General features: G+C 48.2%; 20 protein-coding genes and 1 other RNA gene. 8 read left to right on the top strand and 13 right to left on the bottom strand.

Features of this window, described 5'->3' with window-relative positions; all coding sequences use genetic code 11:
• Nucleotides 1-3: 3 nt before the first annotated feature.
• The 3 genes from SDE_RS18320 to SDE_RS18330 all read right to left on the bottom strand — a co-directional run bounded on the left by SDE_RS18320 (nt 4) and on the right by SDE_RS18330 (nt 1,441).
• Nucleotides 4-315: a DUF2007 domain-containing protein gene (locus tag SDE_RS18320; RefSeq protein ID WP_011469974.1), complete on the bottom strand. Its 312-nt coding sequence runs from the start codon at nt 313-315 to the stop codon at nt 4-6.
• 65 nt (nt 316-380) lie between these two features.
• Nucleotides 381-782, bottom strand: a complete 402-nt coding sequence (locus SDE_RS18325; protein ID WP_011469975.1) for an acyl-CoA thioesterase — start codon at nt 780-782, stop codon at nt 381-383.
• A gap of 29 nt (nt 783-811) precedes the next feature.
• Complete coding sequence (locus SDE_RS18330; RefSeq protein WP_011469976.1) at nt 812-1,441, bottom strand: class I SAM-dependent methyltransferase; 630 nt, start codon at nt 1,439-1,441, stop codon at nt 812-814.
• A 91-nt stretch (nt 1,442-1,532) separates the two neighbouring features.
• Between SDE_RS18330 and SDE_RS18335 the strand changes: the two genes are divergently transcribed.
• Nucleotides 1,533-2,276, top strand: a complete 744-nt coding sequence (locus tag SDE_RS18335) for an acyltransferase (protein ID WP_011469977.1) — start codon at nt 1,533-1,535, stop codon at nt 2,274-2,276.
• On the opposite strand, the gene SDE_RS18340 is transcribed toward SDE_RS18335, so the two are convergent.
• From SDE_RS18340 to SDE_RS18370, 7 genes are all read right to left on the bottom strand, one after another.
• Nucleotides 2,273-2,926, bottom strand: coding sequence for a PqiC family protein (locus SDE_RS18340; protein ID WP_011469978.1), 654 nt, complete (start codon nt 2,924-2,926; stop codon nt 2,273-2,275). The two genes, SDE_RS18335 and SDE_RS18340, sit on opposite strands and share 4 nt — an antisense overlap.
• A complete protein-coding gene (locus SDE_RS18345) occupies nt 2,916-4,529 on the bottom strand; it encodes an intermembrane transport protein PqiB (RefSeq protein ID WP_011469979.1) in 1,614 nt (537 codons plus the stop codon). Before SDE_RS18345 ends, SDE_RS18340 begins: the two co-directional genes overlap by 11 nt.
• A gap of 1 nt (nt 4,530) precedes the next feature.
• Entirely contained in the window at nt 4,531-5,925 is a 1,395-nt protein-coding gene (locus tag SDE_RS18350; RefSeq protein WP_011469980.1) for a paraquat-inducible protein A, read from the bottom strand.
• 288 nt (nt 5,926-6,213) lie between these two features.
• The gene (locus tag SDE_RS18355) at nt 6,214-7,491 is read right to left on the bottom strand and encodes an FAD-dependent oxidoreductase (RefSeq protein WP_041326003.1); all 1,278 of its coding nucleotides are present in this window, start codon (nt 7,489-7,491) and stop codon (nt 6,214-6,216) included.
• 7 nt (nt 7,492-7,498) lie between these two features.
• Nucleotides 7,499-8,815: a 2-octaprenyl-6-methoxyphenyl hydroxylase gene (gene ubiH, locus SDE_RS18360; RefSeq protein ID WP_011469982.1), complete on the bottom strand. Its 1,317-nt coding sequence runs from the start codon at nt 8,813-8,815 to the stop codon at nt 7,499-7,501.
• Between the two features lie 34 nt (nt 8,816-8,849).
• Complete coding sequence (gene pepP / locus SDE_RS18365) at nt 8,850-10,169, bottom strand: Xaa-Pro aminopeptidase (RefSeq protein ID WP_011469983.1); 1,320 nt, start codon at nt 10,167-10,169, stop codon at nt 8,850-8,852.
• Nucleotides 10,170-10,264: 95 nt separating this feature from the next.
• On the bottom strand, nt 10,265-10,858 hold the full coding sequence (locus SDE_RS18370; protein ID WP_011469984.1) for a UPF0149 family protein: 594 nt from the start codon (nt 10,856-10,858) through the stop codon (nt 10,265-10,267).
• 416 nt (nt 10,859-11,274) lie between these two features.
• Here SDE_RS18370 and SDE_RS18375 point away from each other — a divergent pair, with 416 nt between their 5' ends.
• From SDE_RS18375 to SDE_RS18390, 4 genes are all read left to right on the top strand, one after another.
• Nucleotides 11,275-11,484, top strand: coding sequence for a TIGR02449 family protein (locus tag SDE_RS18375; protein ID WP_011469985.1), 210 nt, complete (start codon nt 11,275-11,277; stop codon nt 11,482-11,484).
• Nucleotides 11,485-11,495: 11 nt separating this feature from the next.
• A complete protein-coding gene (locus tag SDE_RS18380) occupies nt 11,496-11,789 on the top strand; it encodes a cell division protein ZapA (protein ID WP_011469986.1) in 294 nt (97 codons plus the stop codon).
• Nucleotides 11,790-11,898: 109 nt separating this feature from the next.
• Nucleotides 11,899-12,077, top strand: a non-coding RNA gene (gene ssrS / locus SDE_RS22110) — 6S RNA.
• A gap of 18 nt (nt 12,078-12,095) precedes the next feature.
• Nucleotides 12,096-12,680 (top strand): 5-formyltetrahydrofolate cyclo-ligase, encoded by a 585-nt coding sequence (locus SDE_RS18390; RefSeq protein WP_011469987.1) that lies wholly within the window; start codon nt 12,096-12,098, stop codon nt 12,678-12,680.
• Nucleotides 12,681-12,769: 89 nt separating this feature from the next.
• Here SDE_RS18390 and SDE_RS22970 read toward each other — a convergent pair whose 3' ends face one another.
• The 3 genes from SDE_RS22970 to SDE_RS18400 all read right to left on the bottom strand — a co-directional run bounded on the left by SDE_RS22970 (nt 12,770) and on the right by SDE_RS18400 (nt 14,726).
• Nucleotides 12,770-12,910: a hypothetical protein gene (locus SDE_RS22970; RefSeq protein ID WP_193339776.1), complete on the bottom strand. Its 141-nt coding sequence runs from the start codon at nt 12,908-12,910 to the stop codon at nt 12,770-12,772.
• Between the two features lie 516 nt (nt 12,911-13,426).
• On the bottom strand, nt 13,427-13,996 hold the full coding sequence (locus tag SDE_RS18395; RefSeq protein ID WP_011469988.1) for a flavodoxin family protein: 570 nt from the start codon (nt 13,994-13,996) through the stop codon (nt 13,427-13,429).
• 58 nt (nt 13,997-14,054) lie between these two features.
• Nucleotides 14,055-14,726: a hypothetical protein gene (locus tag SDE_RS18400; RefSeq protein ID WP_011469989.1), complete on the bottom strand. Its 672-nt coding sequence runs from the start codon at nt 14,724-14,726 to the stop codon at nt 14,055-14,057.
• Between the two features lie 366 nt (nt 14,727-15,092).
• Here SDE_RS18400 and SDE_RS18405 point away from each other — a divergent pair, with 366 nt between their 5' ends.
• From SDE_RS18405 to SDE_RS18415, 3 genes are all read left to right on the top strand, one after another.
• Nucleotides 15,093-16,064, top strand: coding sequence for a glycosyltransferase family 2 protein (locus tag SDE_RS18405; protein WP_011469990.1), 972 nt, complete (start codon nt 15,093-15,095; stop codon nt 16,062-16,064).
• A gap of 164 nt (nt 16,065-16,228) precedes the next feature.
• Complete coding sequence (locus tag SDE_RS18410; protein ID WP_011469991.1) at nt 16,229-16,990, top strand: SDR family oxidoreductase; 762 nt, start codon at nt 16,229-16,231, stop codon at nt 16,988-16,990.
• A gap of 56 nt (nt 16,991-17,046) precedes the next feature.
• On the top strand, nt 17,047-17,976 hold the full coding sequence (locus SDE_RS18415; RefSeq protein WP_011469992.1) for a hypothetical protein: 930 nt from the start codon (nt 17,047-17,049) through the stop codon (nt 17,974-17,976).
• The last annotated feature ends 38 nt before the right edge of the window (nt 17,977-18,014 follow it).

An 18,014-nucleotide genomic window follows, 5' to 3' on the forward strand; every position in this document is an offset into this window, starting at 1 on the left:
GTTTTAAGGTGCAATTGGTGGAAAGGCTTGGCACTGCCAACACACCTCGAAAGCGGCATCGTTACTTTCGCTACATGCAGCGCACACCCACTCTTCGCGTGGGGTGTTATCTTGCAAGCGAGCAACAATGATTTTGGCTCGCTCTTCATCTAGGTTGCTTACCCAAATTTCAGGCCACGAATCAATTGCCGATAATTCGCCCACCGCACCGGAGGCGTATTCGTTTTTCATCTCCACTTTAATGCTTGCCTGCTCGAGTAAGGCCTTAACACTACCTACTAAAATGCCGTTTTGATGGGTATACACGAGTTTCATTATTATTGCCCTAGTAGGTTATTGGTTGTTCTTACAAGTGAAGTTAGTTATTGGCCTGTGCGTTTTTAGTCTGACGTACTTTCAAAAAGCGGTTCAAGTTCTGCGCAGGGAATGGGGCGACCTTTATCATTTAGCGCAGCGCCAATTACTTTTGCGTTTAAGCATAATGCGTTATCGCTTAGGCGACGGATAGTTTGCTGAAACTCGAATTTTATACGCGACGCTTTCAATAGCTTAGTTTCTACACTAAACATATCGCCACTTTTTAACGATGCTTTGTAATCTAGCTCCGCTCTTACTACAACAAGGTTAATACCTTGATAGGCTAATGCGGCGAAGTCGACACCACGCTCGAGTAAAAACTCATGGCGAGCGTGTTCAATATAATTTTGGTACACACTGTTATTAACAATACCCTGTATATCACACTCGTAATCGCGTACTTTTATCTCAATAATGCCCGACATATAACCCTCCCAACGGCTTAATAATTAATTTACTTACGGCGCAATGCACCCAACGAATTCACTTGCGGCAGCAATTCCCACTGGCCCGTCTTTAGCACAGCGTTAAAGGCGTTAAACGGCGCTTGGCCACCATCCTCTGGGTGCTCAAACAAATCGTGTACCGCCAATATACCACCAGGCACAATATGTTTTGCCCATTCTGAGCAATCAAATAGCGCGGCAGCCTCGCTGTGGCCGCCGTCTACAAACACCATACCCAGCGGTATTGCCCACAGGGGGGTAAGCTGTTGCGAACTGGCAACAATTGGAATAACCGTACTTTCCAAGCCCGCCAAGTATACGCTGCGGCGAAACGTGGGCAGTGAATCCATGCGTTTAATTTGCGCATCGTACAGTTCACTATCGTGATACTCTTCCCCTAGCTGGTGCTCTTCAGAGCCGCGGTGGTGATCGACAGCAAACAGACTATTGCCACTATGCTTGCAAGCTTCGCCCAAATAGATGGTCGATTTACCGCAGTAACTGCCTATTTCTAACACAGGACCCAATGCGGCCGACTGCACGGCTAAGTCCATTAATCGTTCGGCTTCATCTTGCGCTAAGAAGCCTTTAATTGAATTGTGTGCAATAAACTCTGATAATGCTTTGGCCGATTTCATTGAGCGGTTGGTACCTTTTATTCAATATTTATTTTTCAAGTATTCGTAGCTTCGCTTATTGTTAGCGAACATTTTTCCAATAGGGCTGGCAATGCGTAAAGAACACAAACCACTTTTTGTATTGCGCTTTTTGGCCCGCTGCAATCAGTTTTATGTAGAGCGCTTTTTACGCCCACAGTTTGATCACTTAGGTGCGAAGCCTGCGGTTGCCAAACCGCGCACCGTACAGGTTTTTGGCCATAATATACAGGCCGGCAATTTTTTGCATTTAATTAGCAGCAAACAACAACCGGTGCGTTTGACAACCTGGTCTGGGCGCAATCAACAGGGGCGCATTAGTATTGGCGATTACTGTTTAATAGCCCCAGGGGTAGTTATTAATTCCGCCGTAGCTATTACGCTGGGCAATAACTGTATGCTGGCAACCGATGTAATGATTGCCGATAGCGATTGGCATGGTATTTACAACCGCGTACGACCCTATAAATGCGATGGCGAAGTAGTATTGGGTAATAACGTGTGGGTAGGGTTGCGCAGTATTATTGGCAAAGGCGTACATATTGGCGATAACAGCATAATTGGTGCAGGCTCGGTGGTAACTAAGTCTATTCCCGCCAATTGTATAGCTGCTGGCAACCCCGCAAAGGTAGTAAAACAACTGGACCCTAGCAAGCGCATGGTTACGCGCGAATATTTATTTAACCCCGAGGTACGCTTAGGTAAAAATATTCGCGACTATGATAATAACCAACAACAATTAGATGAGTTTATGTTCGCCCAAAACTCTTTTAGCGGTTGGCTGCGCGCAACCTTAAAACCAACTAAAAACGATTAGCCTTCCACCATATCAAGCTGACCAGCTAGGGCCACAGCAAAACTATTAATAAGTTCGTTTAAGCCTGCGATGTAGGTTTCCATAGCATCATCGTTTAAATTTACACTTAACCTTACTATACCGCTTTTCGCATCGGTTTTATTTTTTAAATCTAGCTGGTGCCATCTAGCAACCAACTTAACATTTTCACCGCGTATGCCTCCAAATTGCTCAATAACTATTCGCAACTGGTTATCGGGCCGGGTGCGAGTATCCCACGGAAAAGATTGAATTTGATCGGCCTTTAACGCAGCGGATATATCTGCCGCCAAAACTCGAGCAATATTTTCGTTAAGGCTGCCTGCCCACGCGTGATAGCCCGCAACACGCAAACCATTGCCTTGCGTAAAGCTTACTACACCCGCGCGCTCTGCGTACTCTGGCAATACTACCGGGCCAATGCCAAGCGATAGCTGTGGTTTATTGGCGATAGGCGTAACCGATTGAGCGGGAAACAAACTAAAAAATTGGGTTTGCGGGCCGGGCGATACACAGCCGGCAATCAACGCAATGGCACTTGCCCCTACTAACCCCGCCAACACTTTGCGCGCTTTTGCGGCCTGCATATAAAGCCTATTTACGTTAACAATAGAGTTACTTTTATTCATCATCTTTATCTACACCAGAAATTAACGCATTGGGGTTTCGGTTGAGCTCGTTAACAAATAATTCCACCGAGCCCGCCGCTTCGCTCACAGCTTTTAACATTTCGGTTAATTCATATTTTAGTTCAGAGTCGGGGGCAATAGCATGATCAACACTTTGCAGTACGCTGTCTAACTGACCAAGTGCCTGCTTGGCGTTTTCTAAGGTTTTATCAAGGTTCGCCACAGCCGCATCCATTTTATCGGCTGTTTGGTTGCGCTCTAAATCGCCCAATATGGTTTTTAAACTCGACATACTGGCAGATAAATCTGAGCCTATTTGCTCAAAGGGAATGTTATTTATTTTGCCCACTATACCCGCCACTTCACGGGTTAGGTCATCAATTGTGCCATTAGCGGTTGGTATTTCTGAGTAATTCTCTGCACGCACAAATGCAACATGGCCGTCGTTAGCATCGTTTTCAAACACCAAATCGATATAGCGCGAACCGGTTAGCATGCTGGCGGTTTTCATTTTTGCGCGCAACCCCTGCGCCACTAACGATTCCATACGCGCATCAACTTCTTCGCGGGTTGGGTTGGTGTTTGGCTCTAAACGCTGAGGCTCCATAGCAATATACACCAGCAAGCTTTTTTCTATATTGTCTGCAGTATCTAGCGATACATCGACCACTTCACCGATATGAATTCCCCTAAATTCTACCGGCGCACCCACTGTTAACCCGCGCACTGAATCGCTAAAACGCAACAGGTAGTAGTATTTAATATTAAAGCGCCCTTCTTGTACCGACTCCCGATCTGGGTAGAGAAAAAACCGTCGCCCTTCATCGGCAAGGGTTGCGTTTTCGAAGCCTGCGGCATTATCGAACGCTATACCGCCACTTATTAACGAGGCTAGCGAAGCCATATGCGCTTTTATGCCGTCGGCCCCCATAGATAAACCAAAGCCGCTCACATTCCAAAACCGGCTGCGGGTTTGCACCAATTTATTGTAAGGCGCGCGAATAAATACGTTGATATCTACATGGTTGTTATCTTCCGCCAACTTATAAGATGTAACTTCGCCCACTCGAATTTGGCGGTAGTAAAGCGGTGAACCAATGTCGATAGACCCTAGCTCTTCAGCCTGCATGACATACTGCATGCCAGGCTCATCAGATTGGTAAACCGGCGGTTCTTTTAGGCCTTTAAATTTGGTTTCAAATTCACCCGGCTCACCGGGGTCCATCACAATATACACACCGGAAATTAATGTACCCAAGTTAGACACTCCAGTGGCACTAATGCGTGGGGTAACTACCCAAAAGCGCGAATTTTTGCTGAGGTTTTGCGACACTTCGCGATCTAACTCGGCAATAACCCGTACCGACTTCAAGTCGCGCGTGAGCTTCACGTCTTTTACTAAGCCTACTCGTACATCTTTTAAACGTATTTGGGTTTGGCCGGGAATAATATCGGTCGCGTTAGCAAACTCTATTTCGATGGTTGCGCCTTTTTCCATGCGCGCTTGCACGGCTAACCACAATGCAATCGCTAAGGCCACAGCGGGCACTATCCATATTGGCGAGATTGAACTGATTCGCTGAACAGTTGCGCGGTTAATTCTCATTCTAGGGTTCCGTTTTTGATTCTTGGCTTGTTGATACGCCAGTGTTTGACGCTACATCATCTTGCTCGGCATTGGGCTTTTGATCAATTTCACAATACGCCCCCCAAGCTAATATTGGTTTGGTGTGCTCATCGCAGTGCTTAACACGTTCATCATCCTCATCGCAGGATGCATCCCACAGTAGGCGTGGGTCAAAACTTTCGGCGGCCAGCATGGTGAGCACCACCACCGCACCAAAGGCAATAATGGCACCTTCTGGCTCTACGGTGTAAATAAACCCAAATTGTACAAGTGCCACCAGTATTGTAACCACATACACATCCACCATGGACCAGCGGCCAACCACTTCTATAAGCCTGTACAATACCGTTCGGTGCTTAACCCCTACTTTAACCTTAGCTTTAACAGCCCAAATTAAGTAGTAAAGAATAACAAGTTTAGCAATGGGCACTAAAATACTGGCCACAAACACAATGGTTGCTATACCCCATAACCCTTCTTTTAACAGCTCGATAACGCCAGAAAAGATAGTATCTTTTTCGGTAATCCCCAGCGAGGTGTACTCCATAATAGGCAGCACATTAGCCGGTATATAGAGCAGAGTGGCGGCAACCACAAGCGCCGTGGTTTTTTGTAAACTTGCCGGTATTCGTTTGTGAATGGCTGAATCACAGCGCGGGCAAGCGCCTTCATCCACTACGATTGATTCCCCCACCAACGCCTGACAGATGCGACAGTCGTAAGCGTATTCGTTTTCTTCGCGGCTAAAATAGTTGTTAGTATTTATCCATTGCCACAGTTTACGCCGGTCTATTTTTAAAAAGATTAACTGCAAAATGGCCACTAACATAAAAAACAGGTAGGCACCTGGGCCGAGTTTTAGCACTGCCATATCGGTGAGCTTTACCGTGGTTATCACCACGCTAAGCATAAACACTTCGAGCATGCTCCAGCTTTGTGCCTGAATAAGCCAGCGCAACACCGGTGTGTGCCCAGGCATGCGCCGATTGAATTGATAGGGCAGTAGCACGTACATATACGCGCAAATTTCAAACAAGGGGAATAAAAATGTGGTGGTAACCACAAGCCCTGCAAGCAACCATTGATTGCGAGCCATTAGCGCACCCACACCATCCATAATGGTAGTGGTGTGGCTTTGCATACCAATTTCTAATGTTAAAAAGGGCAAAAAGTTACAAGCTATAAACAGCACCAGCGCGGCGAGGGAAAGCGCAGTCGCCGCCGCTAGCCAGCGCCCCTTGCCAGAGTGCAAGCTAGCGCCGCAGTTAAAGCACAACATTTCGTGCTCGGGAGAAATGGCCACTACTTTCTGTATTTCGCCACAGTCGTGGCAAATTAACCAATCCCGCTGCTGCTCAAGAAATTCTTGCGTCATCCAATAACCAACGTTAGCCGTGAGGGAAAATGTAAAAACCTAAGGTTTTACAGTTTATTGATAAACCCCTCTATTATTCCTGCGAAGAGCTTAATCATTCTGAATCCGTAAACTCTTAGGGTGAAAGCTCAAAAAACGTATGAATATGGCCCTATAACTTGCTCAATTCGTCCATGAATTGAGCATTTTTGATCTTTCACCCTAAGAATTTACTCGCTGTGTTACTTGGGTCAGGTTTGCCATCACTCTAAAAAACCTAAGGTTTTACTTTGCTATTGCCGCTAAATGCTAGCCTGCAACAATCGAAACCATTTTGTTTTTTAACCAGCCGGCATTATTTAACCAGCGCATACCGCTGTTGCGCGCCCAGCGAATAGCTGGGTCGTCGGCAGCAAAAAGACGCTTAAAGCCTTCCATGGTTACCATCACCCCCAAGTTTTCGCCTTGGCGTTGGCGCTGATACCTGCGCAAAATACTGGTATCGGTGAGTGGCAGTTTGCGCTCGCAGGCGCGGGCAATTTCATTCACTAAAATAGAAGCATCCGCCAAACCTAGGTTAGCCCCTAACCCCGCCAAGGGGTGAATAGTGTGGGCAGCGTCGCCAACCAATGCCAAGCTGGGTACAAAATAAGTTTTGGCGTGGCGCTGCTTAAGCGCAATAGCCACACGCTTGTCGGCCCACTCTACCGCGCCTAATTTGTATTCAAATTCGCGGCTTAGCTGCGCGCAAAATTCCTGCTCGGTTAACGCCATTAAGGCTTCGGCCTTGTTACTTTCTACAGACCACACGAGCGAGCAGAAGTTGGCAACTTTGTTGGCCAAATCATCGGCGCTTACATGCTCGCCTTCTGGGTTATCGCACAGGGGTAAAAAGGCGATTGGCCCCTGCTGGGTAAAGCGTTGCCAAGCGGTAAAGTTATGGGGCTGCTCGGTGCGCACAGTGGTAACAATAGCCGTATGGCCATATTCCCATTCGCGTGTAGTTAAACCCGCCATTTCACGCAGGCTAGAATTGGCGCCATCAACCGCCAACACCAATTGTGCGCGAACTGTTTCGCCACTTACAAAGTGTAGCTGGGTTGGGCCTGATGCGTTGCCAAACGGATCGGTTACCGGTGCCGTTATACTCTCTACAAGCTTTGCTGCGCACACATCAACTTGAGCGTAGCCATCCCCCCGCGCCAAGCGCGCGCGCAATGCCCGTTGCAATACGCTGTTTTCAACAATGTGCCCCAAGCTATCGCGCTGTAATTCATTGCTATTAAATTGAATATTGCCCGTGCCTTCGGCATCCCACACATGCATATGTAAATAGGGGCAGGCGCGCTCGGCGACGATATCGGCCCACACGCCCGCCTGCTGCAATAGGCTGCGCGACGCGTTAGATAGCGCCACTACACGCGGGTCGAACTGGCCGCAAACAACGCTTGCCGCCGGTAGTTCTGGCGCGGCATCGATAAGCGCAACGCGCAAACCGGCACAGCGGGTGTTTGCCATTAACGCTGCCGCCAGTGCACTGCCGATAATGCCGCCGCCCACTATGGCTATGTCGTATTCTTGTTTCATAGCCATGCTACACCTCGGCCAATTCGGCTTGCGCCTGTTTGCGCAACAAATAACGCTGTAACAGGTTTAACTCGGCACGAGCCATACCGCGCCCCATCATTTGATCGAAAAAATCTTTTTGCGCGGCAGGCGCAGCCTGTAACCCAAGCAAGCCGAGGTTGCGCAATAACTGTAACGGCTTGCGGTTGTTGGAAAATAAACTGTTAAACCCGTGGCTAAGCATGGTGGTGGCAAACTGATCCCGCGACTGCTTTGCCAAATAGGCCTGCAGGGTTGGCAAGCTGCCCAACCAAGTGTTTTGCTTGTGGGCTTCGGCGAGTGCCGCGGTAAGTTGAGCGCAATCGCGCACGGCCAAATTAAAACCTTGCCCCGCTACTGGGTGCAAAAAGTGCGCTGCGTTCCCCACCAGTGCCAAGCCAGAACGCACCTGCTCTTTCGCTAAGCTGAGCTTTAATGGGTAGTGATGGCGCGTGCTAATTTTTTGAAAGCTACCCAAACGGTAACCAAATGTATTTTGTATTTGCGCCAAACAATCTTCATCGCTTAGGGCAAGGGTGGTTTGCAACTGCGATTCTGGGCGCGTCCACACCAATGCACTTTGGCAACCGCGCTCGCCACCGCCGCGAGGCAATAACGCCATGGGCCCCTGCTCTGTAAACCGCTCGTAGGCGACGCACTTATGCGGCTCGCTGTGATGCACATTGGCAATAACGGCATGCTGGCCGTAGTCGTTTATATCGACACCTATACCTAGCTGTTTGCGCAGGCCAGATTCAGCACCGTCGGCAACAATTAGCAATTGCGCGCGCAATGTTTGTGACGCCTGCTGCTCTTGTTCAAACTCTACTGTTATTTCTGTGGCTTGGGCCTTAGGAGCAATAGCCGTAACGGTTGCTGGGCAAAGCTGAGTAATACGCCCTGTTTGCTTAACGGCAGCCAGTAGGGCTTGGCCCAAATGGGCGTTATCCAGAACAAACCCTAATGCGCCCAGCGTATGTTGCGCTCTGGCGTTTGCTACCGAGTAGCGGGTACGCCCTAAATGGCCGCGATCGCTCACATCCACCGTGCGAATTGCCGTTGCATGGCGAGCCAGTGCCGGCCAAACCTCTAGCGCATCCAACAATTCAACGCTGCCAGCAGATACCGCTGTTGAGCGGCTATCAAAACTGTTGCCCGTTACTGCAGGCTGATGCGTAACGGCCGCCCGCTCTACGATGGCCACTTGCAGCGCGGGCATTTCTTGCACCAGCATTAAAGCGAGGCTTAGCCCCACCATGCCACCGCCTGCAATGACTATATCGTATTGGTAGTTAGTACTTACCATCTAGCTCTTACCGTACTTGCTAACGTTGTTTCGGTTAATGTGCGTTCGCCATAATGGCTTCTATTTGCGCACGCTCTTTGGGGGCATCTTTACTTAATATTTCGCAGCCATCTTTTGTTACTAATACATCGTCTTCTATACGTATGCCTATGCCGCGCCATTTTTTAGGTACATCGGTATTGTCGGGGGACACATAAATGCCAGGCTCTACGGTCATCACCATACCTGGCTCAAGCACCCGCCAAGCGCCGCCCACTTTGTAGTCGCCCACATCGTGTACATCCATGCCCAACCAGTGGCCAATACGATGCATATAAAACTGTCGGTACGATTCTTTTTCTATTACATCCTCAAGCTTGCCTTCAAGTAAACCTAAGTCGAGCAAGCCTTGGCTAATAACCCTTACCGATACATCGTGCGGCGCATTCCAGTGGTTACCCGGTTTAACTTCTGCAATGGCCGCTTTTTGAGCATCCAATACTATGTCGTATAGCGCTGCTTGCTCGGTAGAGAACTTGCCATTAACAGGAAAGGTGCGGGTGATATCGGAGGCGTAATTGAGGTATTCGCAGCCGGCATCGATAAGCACTAAATCGCCGTCGCGTAATTTTTCACTGTTTTCTACATAGTGCAAAATACAGCCATTTTTGCCGCCACCAACAATAGCGTTGTAGGCTTGAAAACGCGCACCCTGTTGCGCGCAGTAATGAATAATATCTGCCTCAAGTTGGTATTCGTACACCCCCGGTGCACAGGCCTGCATGGCTTGAATATGCGCCTGCGCAGAAATACAGGCCGCCTGCTGCATAATGCGCACTTCGGCTGCGCTTTTATACAAGCGCATATCGTGGAGCAGGTGATCTAAATCTAAAAACTCGCCGGGCGGAATGGCTCCCGAGCGCACTTTTGCGCGAATAAGGTTTACCCATGTCATTACGCGCTTGTCGAATGATGGGTCTTTACCCATGGCGTAATAAACCCGCTCGCGGCCTTCCATAAGGCCAGAAAGAATCTCGTCCAAGTCGTCTATAGGGAAGGCATCGTCGGCGCCGTATTTTTCACACGCGCCCTCTGGGCCAGCACGGTAGCCATCCCAAATTTCTTTTTCTTTATCGCGCTCGCGACAAAACATAACAACTTCGCCATGCTCGCGGCCAGGAATAAGCACCAAAACTGCGTTGGGTTCATCAAAGCCTGAAAGGTAATAAAAATCGCTATCTTGGCGGAACGAATAGTGGGTATCGCGGCTGCGCGTTTTTTCTGCCGCGGAGGGTAATATTGCAATGCTGTCTGGTTCCATCATTGCCATTAACGCCTTGCGGCGACGGGCGAATTCCTGTTTTGTAATTTGCATATGGCCTCTACGACTGTTTAAACCCAAATTTCGTTATTGCTTATTTAATGCCAACTTAACCTAACTTCTTATTGCTAATCACTAACTACTAGCGATCAATGCACTAGGCCTGCGTCTCCCGCAGGTTTTGGCGCTTTGGCGGCAAGTTCGGAGTAAACGCATAACACGGCTACTTTTACGTATTCCACCAATTCAAACCAATACACTTCGTTTTCTTCCAGCTCGTCCACTTCGGCACTTATTTGCGCTATGTGGGCTAAATCTTTAATGGCATCGGCGGCATCGGTACTAAAGGCATCGCTGCCCTCTAACCCCGAGCGGCCCAAACCGTGTAAAAAGCCGGTGCACCACGCGCCTAGTTCCTCGGCCCTGCGCACTATGCCGACATCATCACTTGGCAATAAGGGTTGAAAACCAAGCTGCGTATCCACCAAGGCGTTGCGTGTTTTTTCTAATAGTAAATCAAATAATGCGAGGCGATCTTCTTCTAAATCAAAATCGGCCAGCTCCATGTACTCCACCGCCAACATTCGCCATGCGGCCGTGTCGAGCACCGCCTCTGGGCCTACCTTGGCCTGCTTGCCGCTCAAATAGCCACACAGCAAACCCTGCAATTCGGACACGGAGTTAACCGCGCCCATGGACAACATTTGGTCGTTTAAAAACGCGAAATCAAAAAGGTTACTCATGGATACAACTTAATTTTGAAGTAGTAGTAAATTGCTGCCGCCAATACGCTGCCTTTGTTACTTGCGCGCGTTGGCTGTTCGATGCGCCATATTATCACTTACCCTGCGACACGATGCGAGGGATTCACCCAAACCAGCGCTAAAGTGCCTATAAACCCTACTTATTACTCAATATCGCCCAATAATTCTAGGCCGCAACGGCACAGAGATTGACCCTAGGCGGTAGGCGCCATATATTATCGCAATCTTACTCACTCTCGGTTAGCCATCACGCGCACTTTGCCTGCGCTAATCTATAATTAAACACACATGCTGCGGCAACTTTTTAAAGGTGCTCCTGTATGCGTTGAATTTAGAGGGTGAGTTGGGGCGCACACCCTAAAAATATTCGCGGTTCACTGTCTGTAAGGTACGTTATGTCGAACATAGCAATGGAGCAAGTTGAAGCTAAACTCGATGAGTTAATTGGCTTGTGTACGCGCTTAGAAAAAGAGAACGCCACGCTGCGCGCAAAGGAAGACAGCTGGCAGCAGGAGCGTTTGCGCTTACTGGAAAAAAACGAAATCGCGCGCAAGCGCGTAGAAGCCATGATTGAGCGGCTTAAAAAAATTCATACTGAAGCATAAGGAATAGATACGTGACGGATAGCAATCGAGTTTACGTAAACATACTGGATAAGGATTACCAGATTGCCTGCCCCGCCGAAGAGCGAGATGCACTGCACCGCGCTGCAGAGGAGCTGGACGAACGCATGCGCGCCATTCGCAATACAGGCAGTATTATTGGCTTAGAACGCATCGCGGTGATGGCAGCTTTAAACCTGTGCCACGAACTGCAACAACAGCGCAAAAATACAGCTAAGCCGAATGATGCCGAATCTATTTCGCGCATGATGCAAAAAATAGATAAAGTACTCACTTCGCACGAATAGCCTACCCGCCCGCCATATGTGCGGGCGACTTCTCCTTTATTTTTACCGCTTTGCCTCACTTCAAAATTGTCAAGACTGGTATCCAAAAAGTTGGGTGATATACTTAAAGCCAAGCCTGGGATGTTTGCTTGTTAGCGTAATCCCTGAGCCGATAACGTTACACCCGGAGGCGGCTCGCGTATGTTGGTGTGCATGTCCGCGCGACGGAAAGCCTAATACATATCAGCTCCCTCCCCCTTGAACTGTCGGGTTCAAGGTAAAGTTAACGGCGGCATTTCCGGGCACTTTTATCTTGCAGCAGCGCCAATGAATAAAGACACATTAAGGCAAACCATGCGCGCCAAGCGCAACGCGTTAACGCCAAGCCAACAAGCTTTTGCCAGTGAGCAGGTAGCAACACACTTAGCTCAAAGCAGCGACTACCAGCAAGCCACCCACATCGCTTTTTATTTAGCTTGCGATGGCGAATTAGATTTAACCCCTGCCCTCAAGCAAGCCCTTGCAGATAACAAAGCCTGCTACTTACCCGTTATTGCCCCCAACCGCCAGTTGCGTTTTCGCCGCTACAACGAAGGTTGCTCGTTAGTAACAAACCGCTACGGCATTGCCGAACCGAGCGCAGACAACCCAGAAATTCAACCCAACCGCTTAGACCTAGTACTTGCCCCGCTTGTTGGTTTTGACAGTAACTTTAATCGCTTAGGCATGGGTGGCGGGTTTTACGACAGCACCTTTCGCCGCGCGCCGCAGCCTTTAGGCAAGCGCGATAGACGAGCCGCGGTATTATTTGGCGTTGGCCATAGCGTTCAAAAAGTTGCGCAATTAGAAAGGGAAGCGTGGGATGTAACACTGGATGGTGTGCTGACAGAAACAGGGCTGGACCTGCGTTAGCGGCTTTTTTAGTAGGCCATAAAAAAGGGCCTCTGTTGCCAGAAGCCCCGGTGATTTGCTCTCAGTCCATGAACGTTCGCGTTACACCATTACCTTACGGCAACCCCCTGGTGCAAAGCAGCTGGCGGCTTGGATTCTTCGGCTTGAAACACATCTGCCAACCCTAGCCCACTAGCAAGTATCCCTACCACAAAGATCACCACTGCTATAGTTAGTGCATCGGTTTTCATGGTAGTACCTCAATGGCCCTCTTTCTTACACTTCTGTTTTAGTTTTTACTGCTGTTTGGAACAACTAAGTCTAAGAAGTGCAGAATTTATACCTATTTAGTTAGAAACAATCAATTACTTCACGTAAATTTGACTCTATAGTTTCAGGTTATCAGCAATACTTTTCTATTCAAGAATGCCTTTACCCTTATATTAACTGCGTCACACGAAAAGTAACCACTCACATACCAGTGTGCGTTGGTACCGTAAACATAGTGAACTTTTTACGACACTTTTGTGACGCGCTTAACAATTGATCAGCAATTAGTAAAAATAGTTCCACAGTGAGTGCGCCACACAATTGCAAGCGTGCACGCAAAAAGGTCACATTGAGAATAAAGTTATGTCATAAGGCGCCAAAAAACGTCAGCTTTTGGCAGAAGATAAACCAAAGAGGAATTGTGCTTTAACCTAGTGCAGTTAGTTTAATGTAGCGCAGTTGTATTTATGTAGCGCAGCTAGATGAATATAGTGCAGTTACATTTCGCCCTTATACAGACGCGCCAACCGCGCTACGCGCGCGCCAAGGTATTGCGCGGTATCGCAATCTAACTGGTGCAGCTCACCATCACCACTTTGGGCAATTAAGCCAGATTGTGCCCCAAGCCGGTTTAAGCCCTTAGGCGAATAGCCGCCCGCCAAATTAATACCAGCCCACAACATGCCATGTTGACTGGCAAACACCTGTAAAAACTGAATTGTGCTAAGTTGGTCGCCACTGTAGTTAGAGCCAATGGTAAACCCCGAGGCCACTTTGCCCGCCCACGCTTGCTTAGCCCATAAATCACCGGTGGCATCTACAAAGGCTTTGAACTGGGCCGATACCGACCCCATATAAGTAGGCGAGCCAAACACCACCCCCTGCGCACTCGATAACTGGGCAATAAGCTCTGAATTTTGATAGCGGCCTTCAACGATATCTTTGCCAAAAATTTCCAATGGCATGGCCTTAACCCCAGTAACAGATTCCACCCCCTCTGCGACAGCTTGCGCCAACAATCCGGTTGTGCCCGATGCAGAATGAAAAACAATCGCTACTTTGGTCATGGTTTATCTCTTATGGTTTTCTCTTTAAGATACGCTAAAGCTCGGAGGCCGCACAGGTTTATTGGCTTATCACCAACAATTGATCGGCACCCTTTTGAAAATGGTAGTCGCTATCTAGCAACTTAACTTTGCGCCCCTGCGCAGTTTGATCATCTATTACTCCCTGCACATGTGGCGAAGGCTGACCGTTTAAATCCACTAACGGGTAAATACGCACTTCCTGCGCTACACGGCACAATTCATTTACGCTGGCCACATGTGTTGCTAAATCCACTTTATCTGAATACAAAAACAAATAGTGAGAACACAACGCTATTTCGAAATAGTTATCGTCAAACGGCAAAGCAGGTAGTGAGGCCGCCACATAGCGCCCAGGCTGCGCATTGCGGTAATCGGCCACAAAACTTTCCATGGCGGCTAACCGCATTTCGCCTAAGCGATCAGTATTGGGAATGACATCCCAATTAAATTGCGCCTTATTGGCTTCTACTTCATCCATCACTTGCTTAAACACCGCAAGCACGCGCTGATAAATTTCATCGGCGCTGAATTGATAGATGGGGTCTACCGACACCACACTGCCCCCCATAAACGAAAGCTCGGCATTAAAACTTGCCGGGCCGTCAGCGCAACCAAGAATACGTCGGTGCTTGTCGTCTTCCGACAAATCAAACATTTCGCGGTATTCTGCGAGTGAACGCCCCCAAGGAACAACTTGATCCAATTGCATATTGCTACTGCCTTTGCGCGGTTATTTGGTTAAGTGCGCAAGTATAACAGCCCCGCAAGACAATAAATGGGCACATCGCAATACGCTCCCCTCTTAAAAAGAAAGCTCAAAATGAGAGATTAGCCTTTGCTTAGCAACCCTAGGCCCCATATAATTGCGCATACATCGCTGCGGCCAGCAAATTTTTGGGTCTGAACGTTGTGCCCCCTATACACACCTTTAATAAAACTTTAGCAAAACTAGGTTAAAGTTTATTCGCTGTAGAGTGTGCCCAAAAAAATCATCGCCCTCCTCGTTGCTACAAGCCACCCCCTGAGAGCCAGTGGTACCAGCGTTCTACAACTCACGGACTGAAGCCTCATAGTAATGAACTACGATATTTCTATCATTATTCCCGCGTATAACGTGGAGCAACATATTCAAAAATGCTTGGTTAGCATTTTTGAACAAGAATTTAATGGCAGTGTAGAAGTAATCGTTATTGATGACTGTTCAAGCGATAACACCCTTGCCATAGCTGAATCTACACTTTGCAGCCGCCCGCACTGTAAATTAATTCGCCATAACACCAACCAAGGCTGTTCGAGCGCGCGCAATAGTGGGTTGGACGTTGCGACAGGCACCTACATTACCTTTGTAGACCCCGACGACAGCCTGCCAGCAGGGGCACTACAAGCGCTATATAACGCCGCAGTTGAGCACGACGCAGATATCGTGAAGGGCAATCACTTCGTTATCAACAGCAAAGGCGCATGCAAAGCCAATCAAAACACCCTTAAAAAGAAGCGCATTTTTAACCAAGCCGTATACACCTCTTTACTTGCCCACAAACAAGTAAGAGGCCATGTGTGGGGCAAGCTATTTAAACGCACTGCCATAGGCAATACTCGTTTTAAAAATGGCGTAAGAATGGCCGAAGATTTACTTTTTTGCGCAGAGGTATTTGCCAAAGCAAACGCGTTAACAATTATTCCCAATAATGTGTACACCTATCACCTGCACGGCACCGGTGCCACGGGTAAAAAGTTTATCACCAACGCCTATTTAGACTGGATAGAAAGCGTAACAGCCTGTAAAAATTTTATTACCCACAAGAGCCAACTGCCCGCATTTAACTCGCTGGTTGTGCGCTCGTTGTTACAGCTAGCCCGCGAAGCCCGTGCGCAAAATACCGATAAAAAACGGGAAGTGCTGGCATATTTAAATGAAAAAATAGATAGCGCTCATGTGTGCGGTAAATATTTATTGTCGAACGCCCCATCAGACGTTAAAACCCTTGTGCGATACATAAAACTTAAGCGTTTGAAACGAGCCCTATATACCAAGCAAAGTGCTTAACTACTTATTCCTAGTGGCTACAGGTTTTGGTTGCCTCGCTGTGAAAGGGTACACCCAACACTGTAGCCACTTGATTTACCTATCTTACCCCGCCTAAGCTTAACACCTTGCAGTTTGTGCCAACCCTCTACCCCGCTTAGTAGATACCAACTAAAGGGCCGCTTATGGCAGACACAAAATCAAACAAAGCTGTGCTAATTACCGGGGGCAGTCGCGGCATTGGTCGCGCCATAGCTATACATGCAGCCAAAGCCAGCTACGATATTATTTTTAGCTATCGCACCAATCTTGATGCAGCAACAAGCCTGTACGACGAGCTTCATGCACTAGGTGCCAAAGCCCACGGCGTGCAAGCCGATGTGAGTACCGAAGCGGGAGTAATACGCCTGTTTCAATTTGCTGACGAAGCAACAGGTAGGATCGATTCACTAGTAAACAATGCCGGCAATGTAGCGCCAAGCAGTCGCGTAGATAGCTTTAGCGCAGCGCGAGTGAACGATTTATTAGCCCTTAACGTGCTGGGGCCAATTTTATGTTGCCGCGAAGCCGTTAAGCGCATGTCTACACTGTACGGCGGGCGCGGCGGCAATATTGTTAACATATCATCCATAGCGGCCTCGCTTGGCTCGCCCGGCGAATATGTAGACTACGCGGCAACCAAAGCGGCTATCGATACGCTCACCAAAGGCCTAGCGAAAGAAGTCGCCAACGAAGGCATTCGCGTAAATGCAGTACGCCCCGGGATAATAGATACCGACTTACACGCCAATTCAGGCGATAGAAAACGCCCATTTAAACTACAATCACTTATCCCCATGCAAAAGGTAGGTACGGTGGACGACATTGCGCAAGCAGTGCTGTGGCTGCTTTCCGACGAAGCCAGCTATATTACTGGCAGCCTATTGGATGTTTCTGGTGGCCGTTAAATTTCGTGCAGCGCATAAATATATTTGGTACTGAAACTTGTGGTGTAAAAAATGTTATGAATAAAAAAACCATTTACCCAAGTATATTGCTTATAGCTCTAGCCATTGGCTACTTCGTATGGTCGCCCAGCTCTGAGCAGCAACCAACAAATAATGAGACGGCGCCTGCAAACCCAATCGAGGCAACCAATCGCCAACAGCAAAAACCAAAAGCAGCGCTACCCAATTTTGCCCAAGCGCCAGCGACTACCCCCTCCAGCGAGCAGGAAGAAAGTGAACTGCCGCCAGAAATTAATTTCGACTTACCTGAAACCATCACCGATTTTTGGGGCTTTTTAAAAAATCACCCACAGTTAATGCAACAGTTTGAAGATTGCGATTTAAGAGATGGCGCAATTAAAGACGCACTGGATTCCACTAATGCATCATACGAAGCCATGGGGCAAGATTTAAATTATGTAAACGGCGGGCCAGCCACTTCCGACTACCACTCTTACGATGATGTGACTATCGATCAATTGGCCGCAAGCGGTGATAAACGCGCCATTGCTTTGCGCGCGCATAAACTTAAACAAGCTGGTGAACATGAAAAGGCGCGCGACGAATTTTACCGCGCCACACTGCACGGCGATATGGCATCCGCCACCCAACTGCAAATGCTTTATTTGGATCAAATACATCGTACACAGAGCAAACAAGAGCAAGGCAAGGAAAGCGATAAAATAAAGCAATGGCAAATAGAAGCGCAAGCATGGCAAATTATGCAGAACGATTGGCTAGGCTTTTTTGCCTACGGCAATGTGCAAGAGCACTCAGTGCTTGGCGATAAACTCGACGACGAAATATTCGCTCTGGCACAGGTGCGTGCAGATCAAATTAAAGAGGGCCTAGAAAGACAGCGTACGCGAGAGAATATCCCCCAACCCAATACGCCGCCCAAAGAAATAAAAACGGACGCGTTTTTCGATACTATTATTTGTCCATAACTATCAATCGCTAAACGCTAGCCGCTAATAACTAGCAA

The organism is Saccharophagus degradans 2-40 (genome assembly GCF_000013665.1).
GTDB lineage: Bacteria > Pseudomonadota > Gammaproteobacteria > Pseudomonadales > Cellvibrionaceae > Saccharophagus > Saccharophagus degradans.

What these genes read in the sequence shown, in the direction of transcription:
- SDE_RS18340 (WP_011469978.1), bottom strand. Translation starts at nt 2,926, where the DNA reads ATGATGAATAAAAGTAACTCTATTGTTAACGTAAATAGGCTTTATATG.
- SDE_RS18330 (WP_011469976.1), bottom strand. Translation starts at nt 1,441, where the DNA reads ATGAAATCGGCCAAAGCATTATCAGAGTTTATTGCACACAATTCAATT.
- SDE_RS18410 (WP_011469991.1), top strand. Translation starts at nt 16,229, where the DNA reads ATGGCAGACACAAAATCAAACAAAGCTGTGCTAATTACCGGGGGCAGT.
- SDE_RS18320 (WP_011469974.1), bottom strand. Translation starts at nt 315, where the DNA reads ATGAAACTCGTGTATACCCATCAAAACGGCATTTTAGTAGGTAGTGTT.
- SDE_RS22970 (WP_193339776.1), bottom strand. Translation starts at nt 12,910, where the DNA reads ATGAAAACCGATGCACTAACTATAGCAGTGGTGATCTTTGTGGTAGGG.
- SDE_RS18325 (WP_011469975.1), bottom strand. Translation starts at nt 782, where the DNA reads ATGTCGGGCATTATTGAGATAAAAGTACGCGATTACGAGTGTGATATA.
- SDE_RS18375 (WP_011469985.1), top strand. Translation starts at nt 11,275, where the DNA reads ATGTCGAACATAGCAATGGAGCAAGTTGAAGCTAAACTCGATGAGTTA.
- ubiH (WP_011469982.1), bottom strand. Translation starts at nt 8,815, where the DNA reads ATGGTAAGTACTAACTACCAATACGATATAGTCATTGCAGGCGGTGGC.
- SDE_RS18400 (WP_011469989.1), bottom strand. Translation starts at nt 14,726, where the DNA reads ATGCAATTGGATCAAGTTGTTCCTTGGGGGCGTTCACTCGCAGAATAC.
- SDE_RS18415 (WP_011469992.1), top strand. Translation starts at nt 17,047, where the DNA reads ATGAATAAAAAAACCATTTACCCAAGTATATTGCTTATAGCTCTAGCC.
- SDE_RS18395 (WP_011469988.1), bottom strand. Translation starts at nt 13,996, where the DNA reads ATGACCAAAGTAGCGATTGTTTTTCATTCTGCATCGGGCACAACCGGA.
- SDE_RS18335 (WP_011469977.1), top strand. Translation starts at nt 1,533, where the DNA reads ATGCGTAAAGAACACAAACCACTTTTTGTATTGCGCTTTTTGGCCCGC.
- SDE_RS18405 (WP_011469990.1), top strand. Translation starts at nt 15,093, where the DNA reads ATGAACTACGATATTTCTATCATTATTCCCGCGTATAACGTGGAGCAA.
- SDE_RS18345 (WP_011469979.1), bottom strand. Translation starts at nt 4,529, where the DNA reads ATGAGAATTAACCGCGCAACTGTTCAGCGAATCAGTTCAATCTCGCCA.
- SDE_RS18370 (WP_011469984.1), bottom strand. Translation starts at nt 10,858, where the DNA reads ATGAGTAACCTTTTTGATTTCGCGTTTTTAAACGACCAAATGTTGTCC.
- pepP (WP_011469983.1), bottom strand. Translation starts at nt 10,169, where the DNA reads ATGCAAATTACAAAACAGGAATTCGCCCGTCGCCGCAAGGCGTTAATG.
- SDE_RS18390 (WP_011469987.1), top strand. Translation starts at nt 12,096, where the DNA reads ATGAATAAAGACACATTAAGGCAAACCATGCGCGCCAAGCGCAACGCG.
- SDE_RS18350 (WP_011469980.1), bottom strand. Translation starts at nt 5,925, where the DNA reads ATGACGCAAGAATTTCTTGAGCAGCAGCGGGATTGGTTAATTTGCCAC.
- SDE_RS18355 (WP_041326003.1), bottom strand. Translation starts at nt 7,491, where the DNA reads ATGAAACAAGAATACGACATAGCCATAGTGGGCGGCGGCATTATCGGC.